The sequence below is a fragment of the Pseudomonas putida genome, from assembly GCF_028682175.1.
Lineage (GTDB): Bacteria > Pseudomonadota > Gammaproteobacteria > Pseudomonadales > Pseudomonadaceae > Aquipseudomonas > Aquipseudomonas putida_AD.
Genome location: NZ_JANHKS010000005.1, coordinates 103,951 through 121,915, shown reverse-complemented (window position 1 = coordinate 121,915; position 17,965 = coordinate 103,951). Strand labels below are relative to the sequence as shown.

Annotated in this window: 17 protein-coding genes; 16 read left to right on the top strand and 1 reads right to left on the bottom strand. The window is 62.1% G+C overall.

Going from position 1 to position 17,965, the window contains the following annotated elements:
- The first annotated feature begins 202 nt into the window (after positions 1–202).
- The 15 genes from NPS29_RS05840 (at position 203) to NPS29_RS05770 (ending at position 15,431) form a co-directional block, all read left to right on the top strand.
- Positions 203–1,417 carry a SpoIIE family protein phosphatase gene (locus tag NPS29_RS05840; protein ID WP_274131424.1) on the top strand — a complete coding sequence of 405 codons (1,215 nt, stop codon included), beginning with the start codon at positions 203–205 and terminating at the stop codon, positions 1,415–1,417.
- Positions 1,418–1,419: 2 nt separating this feature from the next.
- Positions 1,420–1,989 carry a SiaB family protein kinase gene (locus tag NPS29_RS05835; RefSeq protein WP_274131307.1) on the top strand — a complete coding sequence of 190 codons (570 nt, stop codon included), beginning with the start codon at positions 1,420–1,422 and terminating at the stop codon, positions 1,987–1,989.
- An 18-nt stretch (positions 1,990–2,007) separates the two neighbouring features.
- The gene (locus NPS29_RS05830; RefSeq protein WP_274131306.1) at positions 2,008–2,394 is read left to right on the top strand and encodes a DUF1987 domain-containing protein; all 387 of its coding nucleotides are present in this window, start codon (positions 2,008–2,010) and stop codon (positions 2,392–2,394) included.
- A 14-nt stretch (positions 2,395–2,408) separates the two neighbouring features.
- Positions 2,409–3,164: a GGDEF domain-containing protein gene (locus NPS29_RS05825; RefSeq protein ID WP_274131305.1), complete on the top strand. Its 756-nt coding sequence runs from the start codon at positions 2,409–2,411 to the stop codon at positions 3,162–3,164.
- 423 nt (positions 3,165–3,587) lie between these two features.
- Positions 3,588–4,067 (top strand): VOC family protein, encoded by a 480-nt coding sequence (locus NPS29_RS05820; protein WP_274131304.1) that lies wholly within the window; start codon positions 3,588–3,590, stop codon positions 4,065–4,067.
- Between the two features lie 121 nt (positions 4,068–4,188).
- On the top strand, positions 4,189–5,178 hold the full coding sequence (locus NPS29_RS05815; RefSeq protein ID WP_274131303.1) for a LysR family transcriptional regulator: 990 nt from the start codon (positions 4,189–4,191) through the stop codon (positions 5,176–5,178).
- Positions 5,179–5,719: 541 nt separating this feature from the next.
- Positions 5,720–6,631, top strand: a complete 912-nt coding sequence (locus tag NPS29_RS05810) for a dihydrodipicolinate synthase family protein (protein ID WP_274131302.1) — start codon at positions 5,720–5,722, stop codon at positions 6,629–6,631.
- Entirely contained in the window at positions 6,624–8,141 is a 1,518-nt protein-coding gene (locus tag NPS29_RS05805; RefSeq protein ID WP_274131301.1) for an aldehyde dehydrogenase, read from the top strand. Before NPS29_RS05810 ends, NPS29_RS05805 begins: the two co-directional genes overlap by 8 nt.
- Positions 8,138–9,484 (top strand): NAD(P)/FAD-dependent oxidoreductase, encoded by a 1,347-nt coding sequence (locus NPS29_RS05800; protein WP_274131300.1) that lies wholly within the window; start codon positions 8,138–8,140, stop codon positions 9,482–9,484. The genes NPS29_RS05805 and NPS29_RS05800 overlap by 4 nt, the downstream gene beginning before the upstream one ends.
- Positions 9,485–9,550: 66 nt before the next feature.
- A complete protein-coding gene (locus NPS29_RS05795) occupies positions 9,551–10,399 on the top strand; it encodes a glycine betaine ABC transporter substrate-binding protein (protein ID WP_274131299.1) in 849 nt (282 codons plus the stop codon).
- Between the two features lie 79 nt (positions 10,400–10,478).
- Entirely contained in the window at positions 10,479–11,597 is a 1,119-nt protein-coding gene (locus tag NPS29_RS05790) for a quaternary amine ABC transporter ATP-binding protein (RefSeq protein WP_274131298.1), read from the top strand.
- Positions 11,594–12,442, top strand: coding sequence for an ABC transporter permease (locus NPS29_RS05785; protein ID WP_274131297.1), 849 nt, complete (start codon positions 11,594–11,596; stop codon positions 12,440–12,442). The genes NPS29_RS05790 and NPS29_RS05785 overlap by 4 nt, the downstream gene beginning before the upstream one ends.
- Positions 12,439–13,290 carry an ABC transporter permease gene (locus NPS29_RS05780; RefSeq protein ID WP_274131296.1) on the top strand — a complete coding sequence of 284 codons (852 nt, stop codon included), beginning with the start codon at positions 12,439–12,441 and terminating at the stop codon, positions 13,288–13,290. The genes NPS29_RS05785 and NPS29_RS05780 overlap by 4 nt, the downstream gene beginning before the upstream one ends.
- A 17-nt stretch (positions 13,291–13,307) precedes the next feature.
- Positions 13,308–14,306: a 4-hydroxyproline epimerase gene (locus tag NPS29_RS05775; RefSeq protein WP_274131295.1), complete on the top strand. Its 999-nt coding sequence runs from the start codon at positions 13,308–13,310 to the stop codon at positions 14,304–14,306.
- Between the two features lie 111 nt (positions 14,307–14,417).
- The gene (locus tag NPS29_RS05770) at positions 14,418–15,431 is read left to right on the top strand and encodes a GlxA family transcriptional regulator (RefSeq protein WP_274131294.1); all 1,014 of its coding nucleotides are present in this window, start codon (positions 14,418–14,420) and stop codon (positions 15,429–15,431) included.
- A gap of 258 nt (positions 15,432–15,689) precedes the next feature.
- Here the strand turns inward: NPS29_RS05770 and NPS29_RS05765 are convergent, their stop codons facing one another.
- Complete coding sequence (locus NPS29_RS05765) at positions 15,690–16,082, bottom strand: GFA family protein (RefSeq protein ID WP_274131293.1); 393 nt, start codon at positions 16,080–16,082, stop codon at positions 15,690–15,692.
- Positions 16,083–16,265: 183 nt separating this feature from the next.
- Between NPS29_RS05765 and NPS29_RS05760 the strand changes: the two genes are divergently transcribed.
- Positions 16,266–17,945, top strand: a complete 1,680-nt coding sequence (locus NPS29_RS05760; RefSeq protein ID WP_274131292.1) for an NAD-dependent malic enzyme — start codon at positions 16,266–16,268, stop codon at positions 17,943–17,945.
- Positions 17,946–17,965 lie beyond the last annotated feature (20 nt).

Here is a 17,965-nt window from a genome sequence, read left to right as displayed (position 1 = left end):
AGGATGTCGCGAATGTGTGAAGGGTCAGCGCTGTCGACCCGGATGCCGTATTTAACACCAAGTGCCTGATGGAGGCTAGAAGTTCGATTTTTATCGGGTTTATCAGCTTTGTTCTGTAACATCACTTTAATATCACCCTGTTAACGTGCTCGCTTTCGTCTGGCGCGGTAGTACGAGCATGCAGGCAGAACATTTCACATTCATGCGGCCCAAGTTGCCGAGGGATCATCGTTGTGCCGGCGATTTGTGCAACGAGGTGCCGGCTATCGACTCCGACAGCACCAACACCCGGGTCATGGAAATCTTCAGCGCCCAGCGTGACATGGCGTGCCTTGCGGTAATCGAGGGCGACCGCCCCATCGGCCTGATCAATCGCAACATTTTCCTGTCGCAGATGAGTAAGCCGTTTCATCGCGAACTGTACGACAAGAAAAGCTGCATCGCCTTCATGGACAAGGAACCTTTGGTCGTCGATGCGCAGATGAGCATCGAGGAGCTGACGTTCAAGACCGTCGAGTCCGGCGAGAAGGCCCTGGCAGACGGTTTCATCGTCACCCGCAACGGGCGCTTTGCCGGGCTTGGCAGTGGGCTTGAGCTAATGGCGGTGGTGGCGGCGATGCAGGCCGAGAAAAATCGCCAGATGATGCAGAGCATCGAGTACGCCAGCGTCATCCAGCGCGCCATGCTGCGTGCGTCCCGCGATGCCTTGAGCTCGACCCTGGGCGACGCCTCGCTGTTGTGGGAGCCCCGTGATGTAGTGGGTGGCGACTTTTATCACTTCTGCGCCTACCCCGATGGCTGGTTTGGCGCCATCGCGGACTGCACCGGCCATGGTGTGCCGGGCGCCTTCATGACCCTGATCGCATCGTCGTCCCTGACTCAGGCGCTGGCTCAACTGGGGCCCCGTGACCCCGGCCAGTTGCTGTCGGCAGTCAACCGCAGCGTCAAGGAACAGTTGGGGCAGGTCAACGGCCTGGACGGCACGCCGGAGTCCGACGACGGGCTGGACGCCTCGTTCTTCTGGTTCGACAACTCGACCCGCATTCTGCACTTCGCCGGCGCGCGCATGGCCCTGCATGTGCTGCACCCTGACGCCGATCAACTGCTGACCATCGCCGGCCAGCGCATGGGCGTGGGCTACGTGGCCAGCGAATTCGATTATCAATGGGGTGTGACCCCGGTGCCGATGCAACATGGCAGCCTGATGTTCATCACCACCGACGGCCTGACCGACCAGATCGGCGGCCCGAAACGTATCGCCTTTGGCAAGCGCAAGGCGTTCGACACCCTGTTGCAACACCGTCACCAGCCATCCGCCGCGATCTGCGAGGCCTTGCAACGCGCGCTGGCAGACTGGCAGGCCGAACAGAGCCGCCGTGACGATTTGACCCTATTCTGTGCCCGTATTCAGGAATGATGATGTTCAACTCACCGGCTGCTCAGCAGGACTGCACCTTTTTCGATCTGGCCCAACAGCGCAACGTGATTTTCTATCACATGGGCTATTTCTCCCATCACATCATCTCGGCGATGGCTGAGGTGGTGAAGCTGCAACTGGAGATTTCCGGGGTCAGCGGCCCGACGCGACGCAAGCTGTTTTCGTCGTTCGTGGAGCTGTCGCAGAACATCATCCATTACTCGTCCGACGCCCTCAGTGCATCGGTTACCGAGGAGTCCGGCCTGCGCCAGGGCGCTGTGTGCATCAGCACCGATGGCGAACGCCACCTGATGCTGTGTGCCAACCCGATCGCCACCGCCGACACTGAACGCCTGCGCGCCAAGCTTGAGCCGCTGCGCAACATGTCGATCGAAGAGATCAAGCAGGCCTACAAGACCAGCCTGCGCGCCGAAACCCCGGAAGACAGCAAGGGCGCCGGCCTTGGTTTCCTGACGATGGCACGGGACGCCTCTGCGCCGCTGGAATTCGATTTCCACCCTCGCGCAGACGATCCCGACACCACTCTTTTTTGCCTTAAAGCCACTATTTGAAACGAGCGACGCTTAGCCATGGACAACTTCTACATCGAAGCAACGGCCACCTCTCCGGAAATCGACTTCCGTTTCGACCAGAATCTGCTGTCGATGAAAGGCGAGTCGTACCCTGAGAATGCCGCGGCTTTCTATTCGCCGGTCGTGCAGCAGTTGCGTGATTACCTGGGTAGCCGCGACGGGCAGACCATCACGGCGAACATCGCACTGGCGTACTTCAACAGCTCCAGCACCAAGATGCTGTTCAGCATTTTCGATGCGCTGGACCAGGCCGCCGAAGCCGGCAACACCATCGAGGTGAACTGGTACCACGAAGAAGAAGACGAGACGATTTTCGAATTCGGTGAAGAGCTCAAGGCCGACTTCACCTCCATTGTCTTCAACGATTGCCCTATCGCCACTTGAGCAGGGAGAGACACATGGCCGCTTCAGTCGCATCGCGCGGTGTATCCAGCGAACCGGCACCGGACCTGTTCACCAGCGAAGCCCAGGCCCTTGAGCATGTGCGCTCGGTTCTGGCGCAGCCTGACGCCGATGCCGCGACCTACCGGCAGTCGCTGTCGGAGCTGGCAACGCATTATGAGCGTTTGATGCGCGAGACTCGTCGGCTGATCGGTCGCAGCGACCGGGCCGAGCGCGAAATGAACGCCCTCAACATGCAGTTGCAGACCCTGGCCCGCCAACTTGAGTACCGCGCCACCCATGACGCGCTGACCGGTGTGTTGAACCGGGGGGCGATCATCGAGATGACCACCCAGGCGCTGTTGAGCACGGGGGCGGTGATGATCGTGCTCGACATCGACCACTTCAAGCAGGTGAACGATGAGTTCGGCCACCCGGCGGGCGATGCGGTGATTCAGGGGATCGTCGGCTGCCTGCGCAAGATCGTTGGCGACAAGGCGGCGGTCGGCCGGGTGGGCGGTGAAGAGTTCACGGTGCTGATTCCGGGCGGGCAACTGGAGGAGGGCGTGCAGATGGCCGAAGCCATGCGCCAGGCGATTGCCGGGCATGTGTTCCCTCATCCGGTGAACCGCAGCATCACCGCGAGCTTCGGTGTCAGCGCCAACCCCGTAGGCACCCGCTTCGACACCGCCTACGGCCTGGCCGACACCGCCTTGTACCACGCCAAACGCACGGGGCGGGATCGGGTGGAAGTGGCGGACGAGCCGATCTGACATTCTCCCGTAGCCGTCCGGACGTCTTCGTGGGCAAGCCCACTCCCACAGGTTGTGTGTCGTGAGACGTACCGCGAACCACCCCCGCCGACCCTGTGGGAGCGGGCTCACCCGCGAAGGCTGCGCGCAGGCCCGTGAGGCCGCCTCGCCGGCAAGCCGGACTGCTACGTGATTACTGGTGTACGCGACATCCCGATTCAACCCCGAACCGTAGCAGTCCGGCTTGCCGGCGTCAGCGATCTCAAGGCCGCCCCCGCCGGCAAGCCGTGCTGCTACGGGGTTGCGGGTGTACGCGACATCCTGTTCAACCCCGAACCGTAGCAGCCGGGCTTGCCCGCGGGGGCGATTTCGAGGGCGCAAACGCCACCAAGCCGTGCGGCGACTAGACTCTCCTTTCCATTCCCCAAACCGAGGAGAGCCGCCATGCTCGCGAAAAACACGATTTGCCTCTGGTTCGACGGCGATGCCCAGCAAGCCGCCGAGTTCTACGCCGCGACCTTTCCCGACAGCAAGGTAACCGCCATTCACCGCGCCCCCAGCGATTACCCCATGGGCAAGGAAGACGACGTGCTGACGGTCGAGTTCACGGTCATGGGCATTCCCTGCATCGGCCTGAACGGCGGGCCGATCTTCCCCCACACCGAGGCTTTCTCGTTTCAGGTCGCAACCGACGACCAGGAAGAAACCGACCGGCTGTGGAACGCCATCGTCGGCAACGGTGGTCAGGAAAGTGCCTGTGGCTGGTGCAAGGACAAATGGGGGCTGAACTGGCAGATTTCGCCCCGGGCGCTCACCTCGGCAGTCGCCCACCCGGACAAGGCCGTGGCCAAGCGCGCGTTCGCCGCGATGATGGGCATGACCAAAATCGACATCGCCGCCATCGAGGCCGCCGTCAAGGGCTGAGCCGGTCGCTGTCGCCGCTGGCAAGTTTCGGATACTCTGCGGCGTGCGCCGGGAAGGGGCTGTGCAGCCAGCTTTCCCGCTCCCCTGCAACAGGCTTGGAAACGGAAATCAGAACCCTACGATGGTCAAGCACACCGATCCGGACATGACCTTGCTGAAAATGCCTTCGCTCAAAGCGGTGAAGTCATTCGTGGCAGCGGCCAAATATCAGAGTTTCACCCGCGCGGCGGAGGCGTTGTGCGTCACCCAGGCGGCCATCAGCCGACAGATTCGCGAGCTGGAGACCTACCTCGGTGTCGCGCTGTTCAAGCGGGTAGGGCGCGCGGTAGAGCTGACCGAGGCCGGGGCGATTTTCTTCGACGCCGCGCAGATGTCCTTCGTCAATATCTCCCAGGCCGCCGAGCGAATCCGCAGTCGCAACGCCGGCAAACGCATGCTGACGCTGTGCTGCTCCCATGCGTTTTCCGCGCTGTGGCTGTCAGCCCGGTTGCCGGCGCTGTTCAGCCAGAACCCCGACATCGACCTGAACCTGATCACCACCCAGAACTTCCTGTCGATGGAGCCTGGCGTGCGCCCGGACATCTACATCACCAAGATGGCGAAGATTCAGGATGGCTATCGCAGCTTCCCACTGTTTCACGACGTGATCTACCCGGTGTGCACGCTGGCCTACCAAGAGGCTCACCCAGAGCTTGCGACCCTCAAGGGATTGCGTGACGGCGGGCTGTTGAACCTGAGCCCCTATGGCCGCTCCCAGGTCGCCGAGCACGTGGACTGGGGCGTGTGGCTGGCGTATCACAATATCGATATCGGCGAGCGCGCCCACGACAGCCCCCACGTGCTCAACGCCAACGACTACAACCTGGTGGTCAGCATGGCGCTTAACGATCAGGGCGTGGCCCTGGGCTGGAATCATCTGGTGACCGCGCTGATCGAGCAGGGGCGGCTGGTGCGCCCGATGGCGGAAGAGATGGTCCTCACCGAGAGCCTGCATTACCTGACCATCCGCGAGGATCGCGAGGCCGACGAGGCCTGTTGTCGGGTGCGTGACTGGCTGCTGGGTCAGTTCGACGGCTACCCGTTCCCCGCCGCGACGCAGCTGCATCGATAACATTTTTTTATGCATTGCCCAGCGTAAAAGTTGATTGTCCCAAGGTTCCAACGACACGTAATCTTCACACAAGCCGCACATGAACCCCGGCACACACCGGGGCTTGAGAAGCGGTAAAAAAGTCGGCGGGGCCTCCCCGGATGACTTTAAAACAAGAAACCGTCGTCACTGCCAATTGGGATAGATACGGTCTGACTATGCAAAAAACTGCTGCTACACCTCTGCCCTGTATCGATTCGTCCCTGAGCTTCATTCAGGCGTCGCGCCGATGCTGTTTATTCTGAAGATCCGGATTTTTCCAGCACGTACCTGATACCAGGATTCGTCTGGAAGAACAATGTAATACGCACCGCTGACCGAGTGAACGATTGATGCAACTTGAGGTTGCGTCCGGGGCGCCGTCGCACCTGCGTATTGCCCGATTTGTTATTTGACGGACATGTTTTCCGTGCAGCCAGAGCCACTTTATTGCTGCGCCAGGGCCCGGCCGTGCGCGTGATGCTGACAGAAAGTTACAGCCATTGATAATCGGAGAAGCGTCTTGAAATTCGAAGGCATATATACACCGGCAGTAACGCCCCATACACCTGAGGGTGAAATTGACTGGGATGTATTTTCGCAAGTGCTGGAGTCTCTGATCGAGGCGAAAGTGCACGGCATCATTATTGGCGGCTCCACCGGCGAATATTACGCCCAGACCGCGCAAGAGCGTTTGCGACTTGCGGCACGGGCCAAGGACATTATCGGCTCGCAGGTTCAACTGATCATCGGCACCGGCGCCATCCGCACCGAAGACGCCGTGCTGTTCGCCGAAGACGCCAGGGCGATCAAGGCCGACGCCATTCTGGTCACTACGCCGCCTTATGCGCTGCCCACCGATCAGGAAAACGCCATTCATGCGTTGACCATCGACCGCGCCGCCAACTTGCCGATCATGTTGTACAACTATCCAGGCCGGATGTGCGTACAGATGAACGAGGAATACCTGGCGCGGGTCGGCAAGTCCAAGAATGTCAAAGCCATCAAGGAAAGTTCCGGGGATATGGGCCGCGTGCATCTACTGGCCCGTGAATTCCCGCACATTGCGTTGTCTTGCGGCTGGGACGATCAGGCACTTGAGTTCTTTGCCTGGGGCGCCAGAAGTTGGGTCTGTGCCGGTTCGAACTTCCTGCCTAAAGAACACGTGGCCTTATATGAAGCCTGTGTGCTGGAAAAGAACTTCGATAAGGGCCGCCAGATCATGTCGGCCATGATGCCGCTGATGAACGCCCTGGACGGTGGCAAGTTCGTGCAATGCATCAAGTTTGGTTGCGAACTCAATGGTCTGAAAGTCGGTGATGTGCGCTCGCCACTTCGCCCGCTCAACAGCGACGACAAACTCAGCCTGCAGACCGTCATCACCAACGTGAAACGCAGCGTCGCCCACATCACTTCCGGAGCCAGCCATGCGTGATCTTCTGACCAAGGCCGAATACGCCGCCATCGCCGCTTCCATCTCGTATCCGACCAATGCGTTTATCAACGGCGCATTCAAGCCAGCAATGTCCGGCAATACCTTCGCTACCAGCAACCCGGCCACGGGCGAGCACCTGACAGACATCGCGGCCTGCAACAGCGAGGACGTGGACTATGCCGTCAGCAAGGCCAAGGCGGCGTTCGACGACGGTCGCTGGCGGCTGCTGCCACCGGGTGAGCGCAAGGCGGTGTTGCTCAAGTTCGCCAAACTGCTGGAGCGCAATCGCCACGAGCTGGCCGTGCTGGAAAGCCTGGACAGCGGTAAACCGGTCAGTGAATGCCAACTGGTCGATGTGCCGGACACCATTCACACCCTGCGCTGGCACGCCGAAGTCATCGACAAGCTGTACGACCACACCGCCCCGGTGGGTAACGGTGCGCTGACCATGGTGGTGCGCGAGCCCATCGGTGTCGTGGGATGCGTGCTGCCGTGGAACTTCCCGCTGCTGATGCTGGCCTGGAAGATCGGCCCGGCGCTGGCTGCCGGTTGCTCGGTCATCGTCAAGCCCGCCGAACAGACCACCCTGACCACGCTGCGTGTTGCGGAGCTGGCCTTTGAAGCCGGTGTACCGGCAGGGGTGCTGAACATCGTCACCGGCACCGGCAAGGACGTGGGTGAGCCCATCGGCCTGCACAAGGACGTGGACATGGTGAGCTTCACCGGCTCCACCGCCACGGGCCGTCGCTTCCTGCATTACGCAGCCGATTCGAACCTCAAGCGCGTGGTGCTCGAGTGCGGCGGCAAGAACCCGGCCGTGGTGATGGACGACGCCGAGGACCTGGACCTGGTCGCCGAGCAAGTGGTCAACGGCGCGTTCTGGAACATGGGCGAAAACTGCTCCGCTACTTCGCGTCTGCTGGTGCATGCGTCTGTAAAGGATGAATTGCTCGAACGCATGGGCGCCTACATCCGCGAATGGAAGATGGGCGATCCGCTGGACCCGCAAAACCGCGTCGGCGCGCTGGTCAGCAGCGATCACTTCCAGAAAGTGAAGTCGTACCTGGACTACGCCAGCGCCGGCAAGCTTGAAGCCGTGTACGGCGGCGACACCCAGGATGGCGCGTTCATCCAGCCCACCGTCATCGACGGCGTGGACCGCGACAGCCGCCTGTTCCAGGAAGAAATCTTCGGCCCGGTGCTGTCGGTCACCACCTTCAACTCCATCAACGAAGCCATCGCCCTGGCCAACGATACCGCCTACGGGCTGGCCGCGTCGGTGTACACCGGCAACCTGCGCCGTGCGATCAAGCTGTCCCGGGAAATCCGGGCCGGGATCGTCACCGTCAACTGCTTCGGCGAAGGCGACGCTTCCACCCCGTTTGGCGGCTACAAGGAGTCGGGCTTCGGCGGCCGTGACAAGTCGGTGTTCGCCCACGACCAGTACACCGAGATCAAGACCATCTGGATCGATGTCTCCGATCGTTCTGTAGACGAGACCGTAAAATGAGCGGCCATTCCATCAAGCGCCTTCCGGTAGACACCGGCGTATCAGGCTGGGAGGCGATCTCCACGCGTTCTGTCCCGGTGCGCATGCTTGATGGGAGCGTGTCGGCGGACTGGCTGATTATCGGCGCAGGTTTTGCCGGTCTGTCGGCTGCCCGCAGGCTGTCCCAACTGCGCCCACAGGACCGCATCGTGGTGGTCGACGCCCATGAAATCGCCAAGGGGCCTGCGGGGCGCAACTCGGGCTTCATGATCGATGTGCCCCACAGCCTGTCCAGCGGCGAATATTCGGTGGGCGGGGAGTCGGCCACGGCGCTGGAGATCGAGCAGAACCGTTTCGCCATCGATTTCGCGGCCCAGGCGGCCGCCGAATACGGGATGTCGGCGCAGACCTTCGATCCGTCCGGGAAGATCAACGCCGCCGCCACCGAGCGTGGGTTGAAGCTCAACCTCAAGTACGCCCGGTCACTGGCCGGTATTGGCGAAAGACATGAGCTGTTCGATGCCGCGCAGATGCGTGAAATCACCGGCTCCGACTATTACCACGGCGGGCTGTACACACCCGGCGCGGTGATGATCCAGCCGGCGCAGTACATCCGTGACCTGGCGGCGGGGCTGGACAGCAGGATCAGCCTCTACGAGCGCTCGCCCATCGTCGAACTCGCGAAAGCGGCCAGCGGCTGGGTCGCCAGGTCGCACAAGGGCCAGGTGTCGGCGCCCAAGGTGATTCTCGCGGTCAACGGCCACATCGAAGACTTCGGCCACTTTCAGGGGCGGCTGTTGCACGTGTTTACCTACGCCTCGATGACCGCAGGTTTCAGCCACGACCAGTTCAAGCGCCCCGTGACCGGCCACGACCGCTGGGCCTTGCTGCCGGCCGATCCGATGGGCGCCACGGTGCGCAAGATCACCGCCAACGGTCAGGCGCGCATCGTCATCCGCACCCGGTTCACCTACGACCCGAGCATCACGGTCACGCCCAGGCGGGTGGCTGGCGTGGCGGCCGAACAGCTGCAGTCGCTGCATGCACGCTTCCCGGAATTGCAGGGCACGCCCATGGAATTCAGTTGGGCGGGGCGCCTGTGTCTGAGCCGCAACAGTGCGCCAGCCTTCGGCGAAGTGGAAGAAAACCTCTACGCCGCCTGCTGTGAAAACGGCCTGGGCACGGTCAAGAGCACCCTGGCCGGGGTCATGGCCGCCGAGCTGGCAACCGGTACCGATTCGGTGTTCCTGCAGCGTTTCAGCCAGGGCTCGGGCCCGAGCAAATTGCCGCCCAGCCTGCTGACAAGACTTGGGGTCAACTCGGTCATCCGCTGGCAGGAACTGCGCGCAGGGCGGGAAGGGTAAGGGCTGCACCGCGTTTGAACAGAACAACCAACACTCAAGTTTCATCAACGTAGATCGGGGAATGCCATGAAGAAAATCTGGAAAGCCGTTTGCGCGGTGGCTGTCGCGGGCATGATGACGATGCCGGTTCACGCCGAAGAAAAGACCATCACCGTCGGCACCATGAACTGGGAAGACCTGACGCCCATCACCGGCATCACCAAGAAGGTCCTCGAAGACTCCGGCTACACCGTCAAGGTGGTGGAGTTTTCCGAATGGGGCATCGCCTACGCCGCGTTGAGCAAGGGTGACGTGCAGGTCCTGGCTTCGCAGACCGACTACGCCGCTTCCGACTACTGGAACAAGAACAAGAACAAGCTGGAGAAGCTGTCTCCGGTTTCACACGGCCTGTATCAGGGCATTGCGGTGCCTAAGTACGTGGACATCGATTCGGTCGATCAGCTCAACGCCAATGCCGACAAGTTCGGCGGCAAGATCATCGGTATCGAGCCAGGTTCGGGCCTGATGAAAGACGCCACCAACGCGGTCAAGGGCTATGACCTGAAACTGCAACTGGTCGAAGGCAGTACCGCGGCCATGACCGCAGCGCTCAAGTCAGCGGTCGATCGCAAGGAGCCGATCGCGGTGACCATCTGGGAACCGTCGTGGATGGTGCAGAAATACGACGTGAAATTCCTCAAGGACCCCAAAGGCATTTTTCCGCCACCTCAGGGTTACTACTGGATCGGTCACAAGGGCTTTTCCTCTGATTTCCCCCACGCCCGTGAGCTGATGGCGAGCGTCTACGTGCCGCTGCCAGACATCACCGCGATCAACACCCAGGTCAAGGACGGCAAGACCATGGATCAGGCCGTCAAGGACTGGACCGACAGCCACGCCGACCTGCTCAAACGTTGGGAAAACATCAAGAACTGAGCACGCGCTGTTTCTTTGCCACTGCCGCCTTTTGATCAATGAGAAAGGCCCGCCACAACGGGCTCGACGGGTTACGAACATGACTACGGCTAAAATAGACACAAACGAAGTGCTGGTGGATTGCCAGAACGTCTGGAAAATCTTCGGAAAAAGCGCACCTGCCGCGATGAACGCTGTCGTCCAGCAGGGCTTGACCAAGAGCCGGATTCTGCAGGACTACAGCTGCGTGGTCGGGGTCTCGGACGTCAGTCTCCAGGTTCGCCGTGGAGAGATCTTTTGCATCATGGGGCTTTCCGGCAGTGGCAAATCCACGCTGATCCGCCTGCTCAACAAGCTCATCACGCCCAGTTCCGGCAAGGTCATGGTCAAGGGCAAGGATTTGTCCTCGCTCAACCCTGCGCAGTTGCGTGAAGTCCGCGCCCGGCACATCGGCATGGTGTTCCAGAGCGTGGCCTTGCTGCCCAACCGCACGGTGCTGGAAAACACCGCGTTCGGCCTGGAAGTGCAGGGCGTGGGCAAGGCCGAGCGCTACCAGGTGGCCGAGCGCGCACTGGCCAAGGTGGGCTTGAGCGAGTGGACCCAGCGCTACCCGAGTGAACTGTCCGGCGGCATGCAACAGCGTGTCGGCCTGGCCCGTGCGATTACCGCAGACCCGGAAGTGATCCTGATGGACGAGCCGTTCAGCGCGCTCGACCCGCTGATCCGCCGGCAACTGCAAGACGAATTCCGTCAGCTGACCAAAGAGCTTGGCAAGTCAGCTGTCTTCATCACCCACGACCTGGACGAAGCGATTCGCATCGGTGATCGCATTGCGATCATGAAGGACGGCGCGATCATCCAGGTCGGCACCGCCGAGGACATCGTGCTCAATCCGGCGGATGATTACGTCGCCGAGTTCGTGGCGGGCATCTCCCGGCTGCACCTGGTCAAGGCGCATTCGGTGATGACCCCGGTCGAGCCGTTCAAGGCCGCCAACCCGACCTGCGACATCTCGCGGCTGATCAAGACAACCCCCGGCGCCGACATCAACGAGCTGATCGGCCTGACCATGAAGTCCGAGCGCGATGCCCTGGCGGTGGTCGACAACGGCAACGTGGTCGGGATCATCACCCCGCGTGACCTGCTGCGCGGCGTGCAGGGCATTCCCAACGAGTTCGCGGCGGCTGGCGCGCCCACCGTACTGGAGCCTTCGGCATGAACACTCCCGACTTTTCCAGCCAGTTCGATGAGGCCATCGATTCCGGGCTGTCGTGGCTTTCGGATCACGGCGAGGTGCTGTTCGACGCGGCCAACGCCGTGCTGTCCGGGGTCTACAAGGGTGTCTTGTGGTGCCTCGCGTTGCCGCCGTACTACGTACTGGCGCTCATCATCGCGTTGATCGGCTGGCGCGCCATCGGCGCCAGGTTCGCGATCATCGCAGGCCTTGCGCTGGTGTTCTGCGCGCTGATCGGCCTGTGGCCCGAGACGGTCAGCACCCTGGCGCTGGTGCTCACCGCGACGCTGCTGGCGCTGGTGGTGGCGATTCCCCTGGGCGTGGTGGCGGGGCTGGCCCCGGCGTTCGACCGGGTGGTCGATCCGTGCCTGGACCTGGTGCAGACCATGCCGCCCTACATCTACCTGCTGCCCGCCATCGCGCTGCTCGGCTACGGCCCGGCCACCGCACTGCTGGCGACCTTCATCGTCGCGCTGCCCCCGGCGCTGCGCCTGACGTCGCTGGGCATTCGCATGACGCCCCGGCACTTCATCGAGCTGGGCGAAGCCAGCGGTGTGACGCCCTTGCAGATGTTCTTCAAAATCCGCTTGCCGTTCGCCATGCCCAGCATCATGGCCGGGGTCAACCAGAGCCTGATGATGGCCTTTGGCATGGTGGTGATTGCCGGCATCGTCGGCTCCGGCGGCCTGGGTGAATCGATCTACGGCGCGGTGCGTACGCTGGATATCGCCAAGTCGATCAACGCCGCCATCGCCATCGTCATCCTGACCATGATCCTCGACCGCCTGGCCCAGAGTGCCGCCCGGTCGCGTATGGGAGAAAGCCAATGAGTGTCGCGGATTTCCGTTTTTCCCCGGGCGAAATCCTCGCCCCCGCCGTGGACTGGCTCAACGCCAACCTTCACGGGCTGTTCGTGCTCATCAGCCAGGTGGTCGAAGCGGTGTTGGGCGTGGTGGAGCGCGCACTGCTGGCGCCCCATCCCTATGTGCTGATCGCCATCGTCTTCGTCGCCGCCTTCTTCTTCGCGACCAAGCGGGTGGCGGTGTTCGCGGCATTGATGTTGGCGTTCTGCCTGTTCTCGGGGCTGTGGACCGCGTCCATGCAAACCATCGCGCTGGTGTCCGTGGCGGTGCTGATTTCGGTGATGATCGCCTTTCCGCTGGGTGTGCTCGCGGCGCGGATCAAGCGCGTCGACGAGGCGTTCGCGCCGATCCTCAACATCATGCAGACCGTGCCGCCTTGGGTGTACCTGATTCCGGCCGTGATCCTGTTCAGCCTGGGCCGCGTCCCGGCGATCATCGCCACCATCGTCTACGGCATCCCGCCGATGCTGCGCCTGACCACCCTGGCCTTCAAACAGCTGCCCAAGGATCTGCTGGAACTGGGGCAGGCGTCCGGTGCATCGCCCCGGGACATTCTGTTCAAGATCGAACTGCCGACCGCCGCACCGACGCTGCTGGTGGGCTTGAACCAGTGCATTCTGATGTCGCTGGCGATGGTGGTGCTGGCGGGACTGGTGGGGGCGGGCGGCCTTGGGGCTGAAGTCACCCGGGGGCTGTCACGTATGGAAATGGGCCTGGGCCTGCGCGCGGGGCTGGCGATTGTCGCCATCGCCCTGCTGCTGGACCGGCTGTCACGGGGCGCATTGCAGCGTCACGCTCCAAACAAGATGGTTTAGGCCTTAAGGACGACGTTATGAGACGCAGCTTTTTCTGTATCGATTCCCATGCCTGCGGCAACCCGGTGCGGGTGGTTGCAGGTGGCGGGCCGCTGTTGCCTTCGGTGTCCATGGCCGAGCGACGCGATATCTTCGTGCGCGACCATGACTGGGTGCGCAAGGCGCTGATGTTCGAGCCACGGGGCCACGACATCATGTCCGGCGTCATCATCTATCCGTCGGTGCGCGAGGATTGCGACTTCGGTGCGCTGTTCATCGAAGTCAGCGGCTGCCTGCCGATGTGCGGCGCGGGCACCATTGGCTTGTCCACGGTGGTGATCGAGGAAGGCCTGATAACACCCAGAATGCCAGGCCGCCTGGCCATCGAAGCACCGGCCGGCAGGGTGGATGTCGAGTACCGCATGAATGGCGACAAGGTCGAGTCGATCAAGCTGCTGAACGTGGCCAGCTATCTGCACAGCGCCGATGTGCTCGTCCAGGTGCCCGGTGTGGGCGCGCTGACGGTGGACATCGCCTATGGCGGCAACTTCTACGCCGTGGTCGAGCCACAGGCGAGCTGGCCGGGATTCGAGGGGCAGACCAGTGCCGACATCGTCGCAATGAGCGTGAAGTTGCGCGCAGCGCTGGCCGATGTCAGCCACCCCGTGCACCCGGAGAACCCGGCCATCAGCGGCGTGCACCATGTCATCTGGTGCGACAAACCCCGCAGCGAACAGGCCGATGGACGTTGCGCGGTGTTCTACGGCGACAAGGCCATCGACCGCTCGCCCGGCGGCACCGGCACCTCGGCGCGCATGGCCCAGTTGTTCGGCAAGGGGCGCCTGAAGGTGGGTGATACTTACCGCCACGAGAGCCTGATTGGCACGGTCTACGAAGGAAAAGTTGAGTCTGCGGCCAAAGTCGGTATTTTTGACGGCATGAAGCCCGGCATCACCGGCTGGGCCCATGTGACAGGCCATAACACCATTTTCGTCGATGACCGGGACCCGCTTGCCCACGGCTTTCAGCTGGCGTAAGCAGGGAAAGGTCGCCGAATCCGGGTTGGGCGATTTTTCATTGCAGGTTGTACGAGAACAATAAGTGAAGAGCATCAGACAGCAGTTTGGCAACACGGGGCGGGGCAGACGTTGAGCGAAAGACGAGAGTTCAGCGGGGGCATGAAAGGCAAGAACCTCCGCTACCTGGACGAAAGCCGCAAAGAGCCTTGCTCCCACACCCGGGCAGGGTTTCTGCTGCTGGAACACTTTTCATTGCCAGCCTTCACCCAGGCGCTGGACACCATTGTCACGGCCAACCTGCTGCGGCCCAGGCTGTTTTCCTCGAAGACCTTCGGCTTGCAGGAAGGCGAAGTCATCAGCGACCTGGGGCTGGTGATTCGCCCGGACGCGCGCCTTGATGCCCCTGCGCTCAAGGACCTGGACCTCTTGGTGATCTGCGGCGGCTATCGCACGGAACTGAAGGCCAATACCGAGCTGAGCAACCTGCTGGTGACCGCAGCGGAACTGGGCATCACCCTGGCAGGCCTATGGAACGGCGCCTGGTTTCTGGGGGAGGCGGGGTTGCTTGAGGGCTACCGCTGCGCGATTCACCCCGAGCATCGCCCGGCGCTGGCGGAAATCTCCAGGGTCACCCACGTCACCAGCGAGGCCTTCGTCGTGGACCGCGACCGGCTCACGGCGTCCAGCCCCGCCGGGGCGTTTCACATGGCGCTGGAATGGATCAAGGAGCTGCACGACAAGGCGCTGGTCGAGGGCATCGAAGACATCCTGTCGTTCGAGGAATCGCGCTATCGGCGGATCAAGCCGAGCCGGCATATCTCGGTCAGCGCGCCGCTCAAGGAAGTGGTCAAGCTGATGGACGCCAACCTCGAAGAGCCGCTGGAGATGGACCAGTTGGCGGTCTACGCCGGGCGCTCGCGACGTCAGATCGAGCGCCTGTTCAAAGAGCAACTGGGCACCACGCCGCAACGCTATTACCTGGAGCTTCGCATCACCGAGGCCCGGCGCCTGCTGCAGCACACCGAACTGTCACAGGTCGAGGTGCTGGTAGCCTGCGGATTCGTCTCGCCGAGCCATTTCAGCAAATGCTACAGCTCGTACTTCGGCTACCGGCCGTCCAAGGAAAAGCGCCTGGTCAAGTAGGCTACTCCACATCCCCGTAGCAGTCCGGCTTGCCGGCGAACCTGTGACCCTCGTCTGGTCTGGATCTGTGGGAGCGGGCTTGGTCTGGGCCGCATTCGGACGAAGGCGGTGGGTCAAGCACCCTCGTGACGTCAGGCCTGACGCATTCGCGGGCAAGCCCGCTCCCACAGGTTTTCGTTACACCCGGAATGTGGGATCGCCGACGCCGGCAAGCCGGACTGCTACGGGTGTGTGTGGTGCCCACGATCCGCTGACGTCTCACGGCTCGGTGCGGCCCTTGCCTTCCCGGTTGTGACGATAGTGCCTGGCCAGGGCAAAGGGCGGTAGCCAGGCTTCGCGTCGTTCGGTCCAGAGTTCGTAAGTGGGGATGAATTGATCGGGAGCGTCCAGCGCTCCCAGATTCACCTCCACTTCATCGCCGTTGCGGCCGAACACCGGCGAGCCGCAGCGCGGGCAAAAGTGGCGGCCGGCGTAGTCCCGTGTCTGGCCTTCGATGGTCACTGCGTCTTGCGGGAATATCGCCGAAATCTCGAACAGCGAGCCGGTGTGCTTTCTACAGTCCAGGCAGTGACACAACCCCACACGCCAAGGGCGACCGACGGCCGTGATCCGCACATCGCCACACAGGCATCCGCCCTTCACGGTTTCCATGGCTGTCTCCTGTTTCTCGAAACTGCCAGTCTAGTCCGGCCCAGCCATCGAGCAAACGCTCAGCCACAAACGGCCGTCCGTGTCTAAACTCCCATCTCCAGAAGCTTTATGCCCCGAGCTTGGCATTGCGATTCATCGGTGTATATTGAATTCAAAATACAAAAACATGCACTGGAGGTAATGATGTCTGCTTCGTCCGACCGTCCCCTGTACCCCCGATTCAAGGGCCCGACTCTGCTGGGCACGCCGCTGCTCAACAAGGGCACGGCTTTCAGCCTCTGTGAACGTGAAATCCTGCACCTGACCGGCTTGCTGCCCGATCAGGTGGAAACCATCGAACAACAGGCCGAGCGCACCTATCAGCAGTTCAAGGCCTGTGGCACCGACCTTGAGAAGCATGTGTTCCTGCGCTCGGTGCAGGACTTCAACGAAACCCTGTTCTACCGCGTCGTCGACGATCATGTCGACGAGATGCTGCCAATCATCTACACCCCCACCGTCGGCAAGGCCTGCCAGGAATTCGCCCGGATCTATCGCAGCCATCGTGGCCTGTTCATCGGCATCGGCGACCAGGCGCGCATCGACGAAATCCTCGGCAATGTCACCAAGAACAACGTCAAGGTCATCGTGGTCAGTGACTGCGAACGCATCTTGGGCCTGGGCGACCAGGGCGTTGGCGGCATGGGCATTCCCATCGGCAAGCTGTCGCTCTACACCGCCTGTGGCGGCATCAGCCCGGCCTATACGCTGCCGGTGGTGCTGGACGTGGGCACCAACAATCCGGCGTTGCTGGCGGACCCTGTGTATTTTGGTCGTCGCCAGGAGCGGGTGCGCGGCGCGGAATACGAGAGTTTCCTCCAGGCGTTCGTCGATGGGGTCAAGCGGCGCTGGCCGGGGGTAATCCTGCAATTCGAAGACTTCGCCCTGAGCAACGCCATGCCGTTGCTGGCGCGGTATCGCGATCAATTGTGCTGCTTCAACGACGACATCCAGGGCACGGCGGCGGTCACTGTGGGCACCCTGCTGGCTGCGTGCAAGATGAAAGGGCAGCGCCTGTCGGAGCAGACCATCGCCTTCGTCGGCGCAGGTTCTGCCGGTTGCGGCATTGCCGAGCAGATCATCTCGGCCATGCAGCTGGAGGGCGTTAGCGAGGCGCAGGCGCGTCGGCAAGTGTATCTGCTCAACAGCAAGGGGCTGCTGACGGACAAACAGACCGGGCTCTATGACTTCCAGGAACGTCTGTCGCACCCGACCGAATCGCTGGCGCATTGGCAGTTCAGCGGGGACTGGCCGGTGTTGCAGGAGGTGGTCAGCAACCTCAAGCCAACGGTGCTGATCGGGGTGTCGGGCAAGTCGGGGCTGTTCACCCAGGAGATCGTGGAGACCATGTACGCGCACTGTGCGCAGCCGATCATCATGCCGCTGTCCAACCCCACCTCGCAGATCGAAGCGCATCCCAAGGACATCCTGCAATGGACCGAGGGCAAGGCGCTGGTGGCGACGGGCAGCCCGTTCCTGCCGGTCGAGCTGTTTGACAAGAAATTCCCGATTGCCCAGTGCAACAACTCCTACATCTTCCCCGGCATCGGCCTGGGCGCCATCGCGAGCAAGGCGACACGGGTGACCGAAGGCATGCTGATGGCCTCGGCTCAGGCGCTGGCCGACAGTGCAGGGGCAGGGCAGATGTTGCCGCCACTGCGCGATGTGCAGGCCGTGAGCAAGAAGATCGCCTTTGCTGTAGGCAAGGCCGCCCAGGCAGACGGGGTGGCCCAGGAGATGTCCGACGAGGCGTTGCGCGAGGCAGTCGAGGCGAATTTCTGGAAGCCGGTGTATCGCGAATATGGGGTCAAGGAAGGTCAATGACCACGTGAGCCTGTGATCGG

Coding starts and splice junctions, on each gene's coding strand:
- NPS29_RS05840 (WP_274131424.1), top strand. CDS start 203: ATGCGGCCCAAGTTGCCGAGGGATCATCGTTGTGCCGGCGATTTGTGC.
- NPS29_RS05835 (WP_274131307.1), top strand. CDS start 1,420: ATGTTCAACTCACCGGCTGCTCAGCAGGACTGCACCTTTTTCGATCTG.
- NPS29_RS05830 (WP_274131306.1), top strand. CDS start 2,008: ATGGACAACTTCTACATCGAAGCAACGGCCACCTCTCCGGAAATCGAC.
- NPS29_RS05825 (WP_274131305.1), top strand. CDS start 2,409: ATGGCCGCTTCAGTCGCATCGCGCGGTGTATCCAGCGAACCGGCACCG.
- NPS29_RS05820 (WP_274131304.1), top strand. CDS start 3,588: ATGCTCGCGAAAAACACGATTTGCCTCTGGTTCGACGGCGATGCCCAG.
- NPS29_RS05815 (WP_274131303.1), top strand. CDS start 4,189: ATGGTCAAGCACACCGATCCGGACATGACCTTGCTGAAAATGCCTTCG.
- NPS29_RS05805 (WP_274131301.1), top strand. CDS start 6,624: ATGCGTGATCTTCTGACCAAGGCCGAATACGCCGCCATCGCCGCTTCC.
- NPS29_RS05800 (WP_274131300.1), top strand. CDS start 8,138: ATGAGCGGCCATTCCATCAAGCGCCTTCCGGTAGACACCGGCGTATCA.
- NPS29_RS05795 (WP_274131299.1), top strand. CDS start 9,551: ATGAAGAAAATCTGGAAAGCCGTTTGCGCGGTGGCTGTCGCGGGCATG.
- NPS29_RS05790 (WP_274131298.1), top strand. CDS start 10,479: ATGACTACGGCTAAAATAGACACAAACGAAGTGCTGGTGGATTGCCAG.
- NPS29_RS05785 (WP_274131297.1), top strand. CDS start 11,594: ATGAACACTCCCGACTTTTCCAGCCAGTTCGATGAGGCCATCGATTCC.
- NPS29_RS05780 (WP_274131296.1), top strand. CDS start 12,439: ATGAGTGTCGCGGATTTCCGTTTTTCCCCGGGCGAAATCCTCGCCCCC.
- NPS29_RS05775 (WP_274131295.1), top strand. CDS start 13,308: ATGAGACGCAGCTTTTTCTGTATCGATTCCCATGCCTGCGGCAACCCG.
- NPS29_RS05765 (WP_274131293.1), bottom strand. CDS start 16,082: ATGGAAACCGTGAAGGGCGGATGCCTGTGTGGCGATGTGCGGATCACG.
- NPS29_RS05760 (WP_274131292.1), top strand. CDS start 16,266: ATGTCTGCTTCGTCCGACCGTCCCCTGTACCCCCGATTCAAGGGCCCG.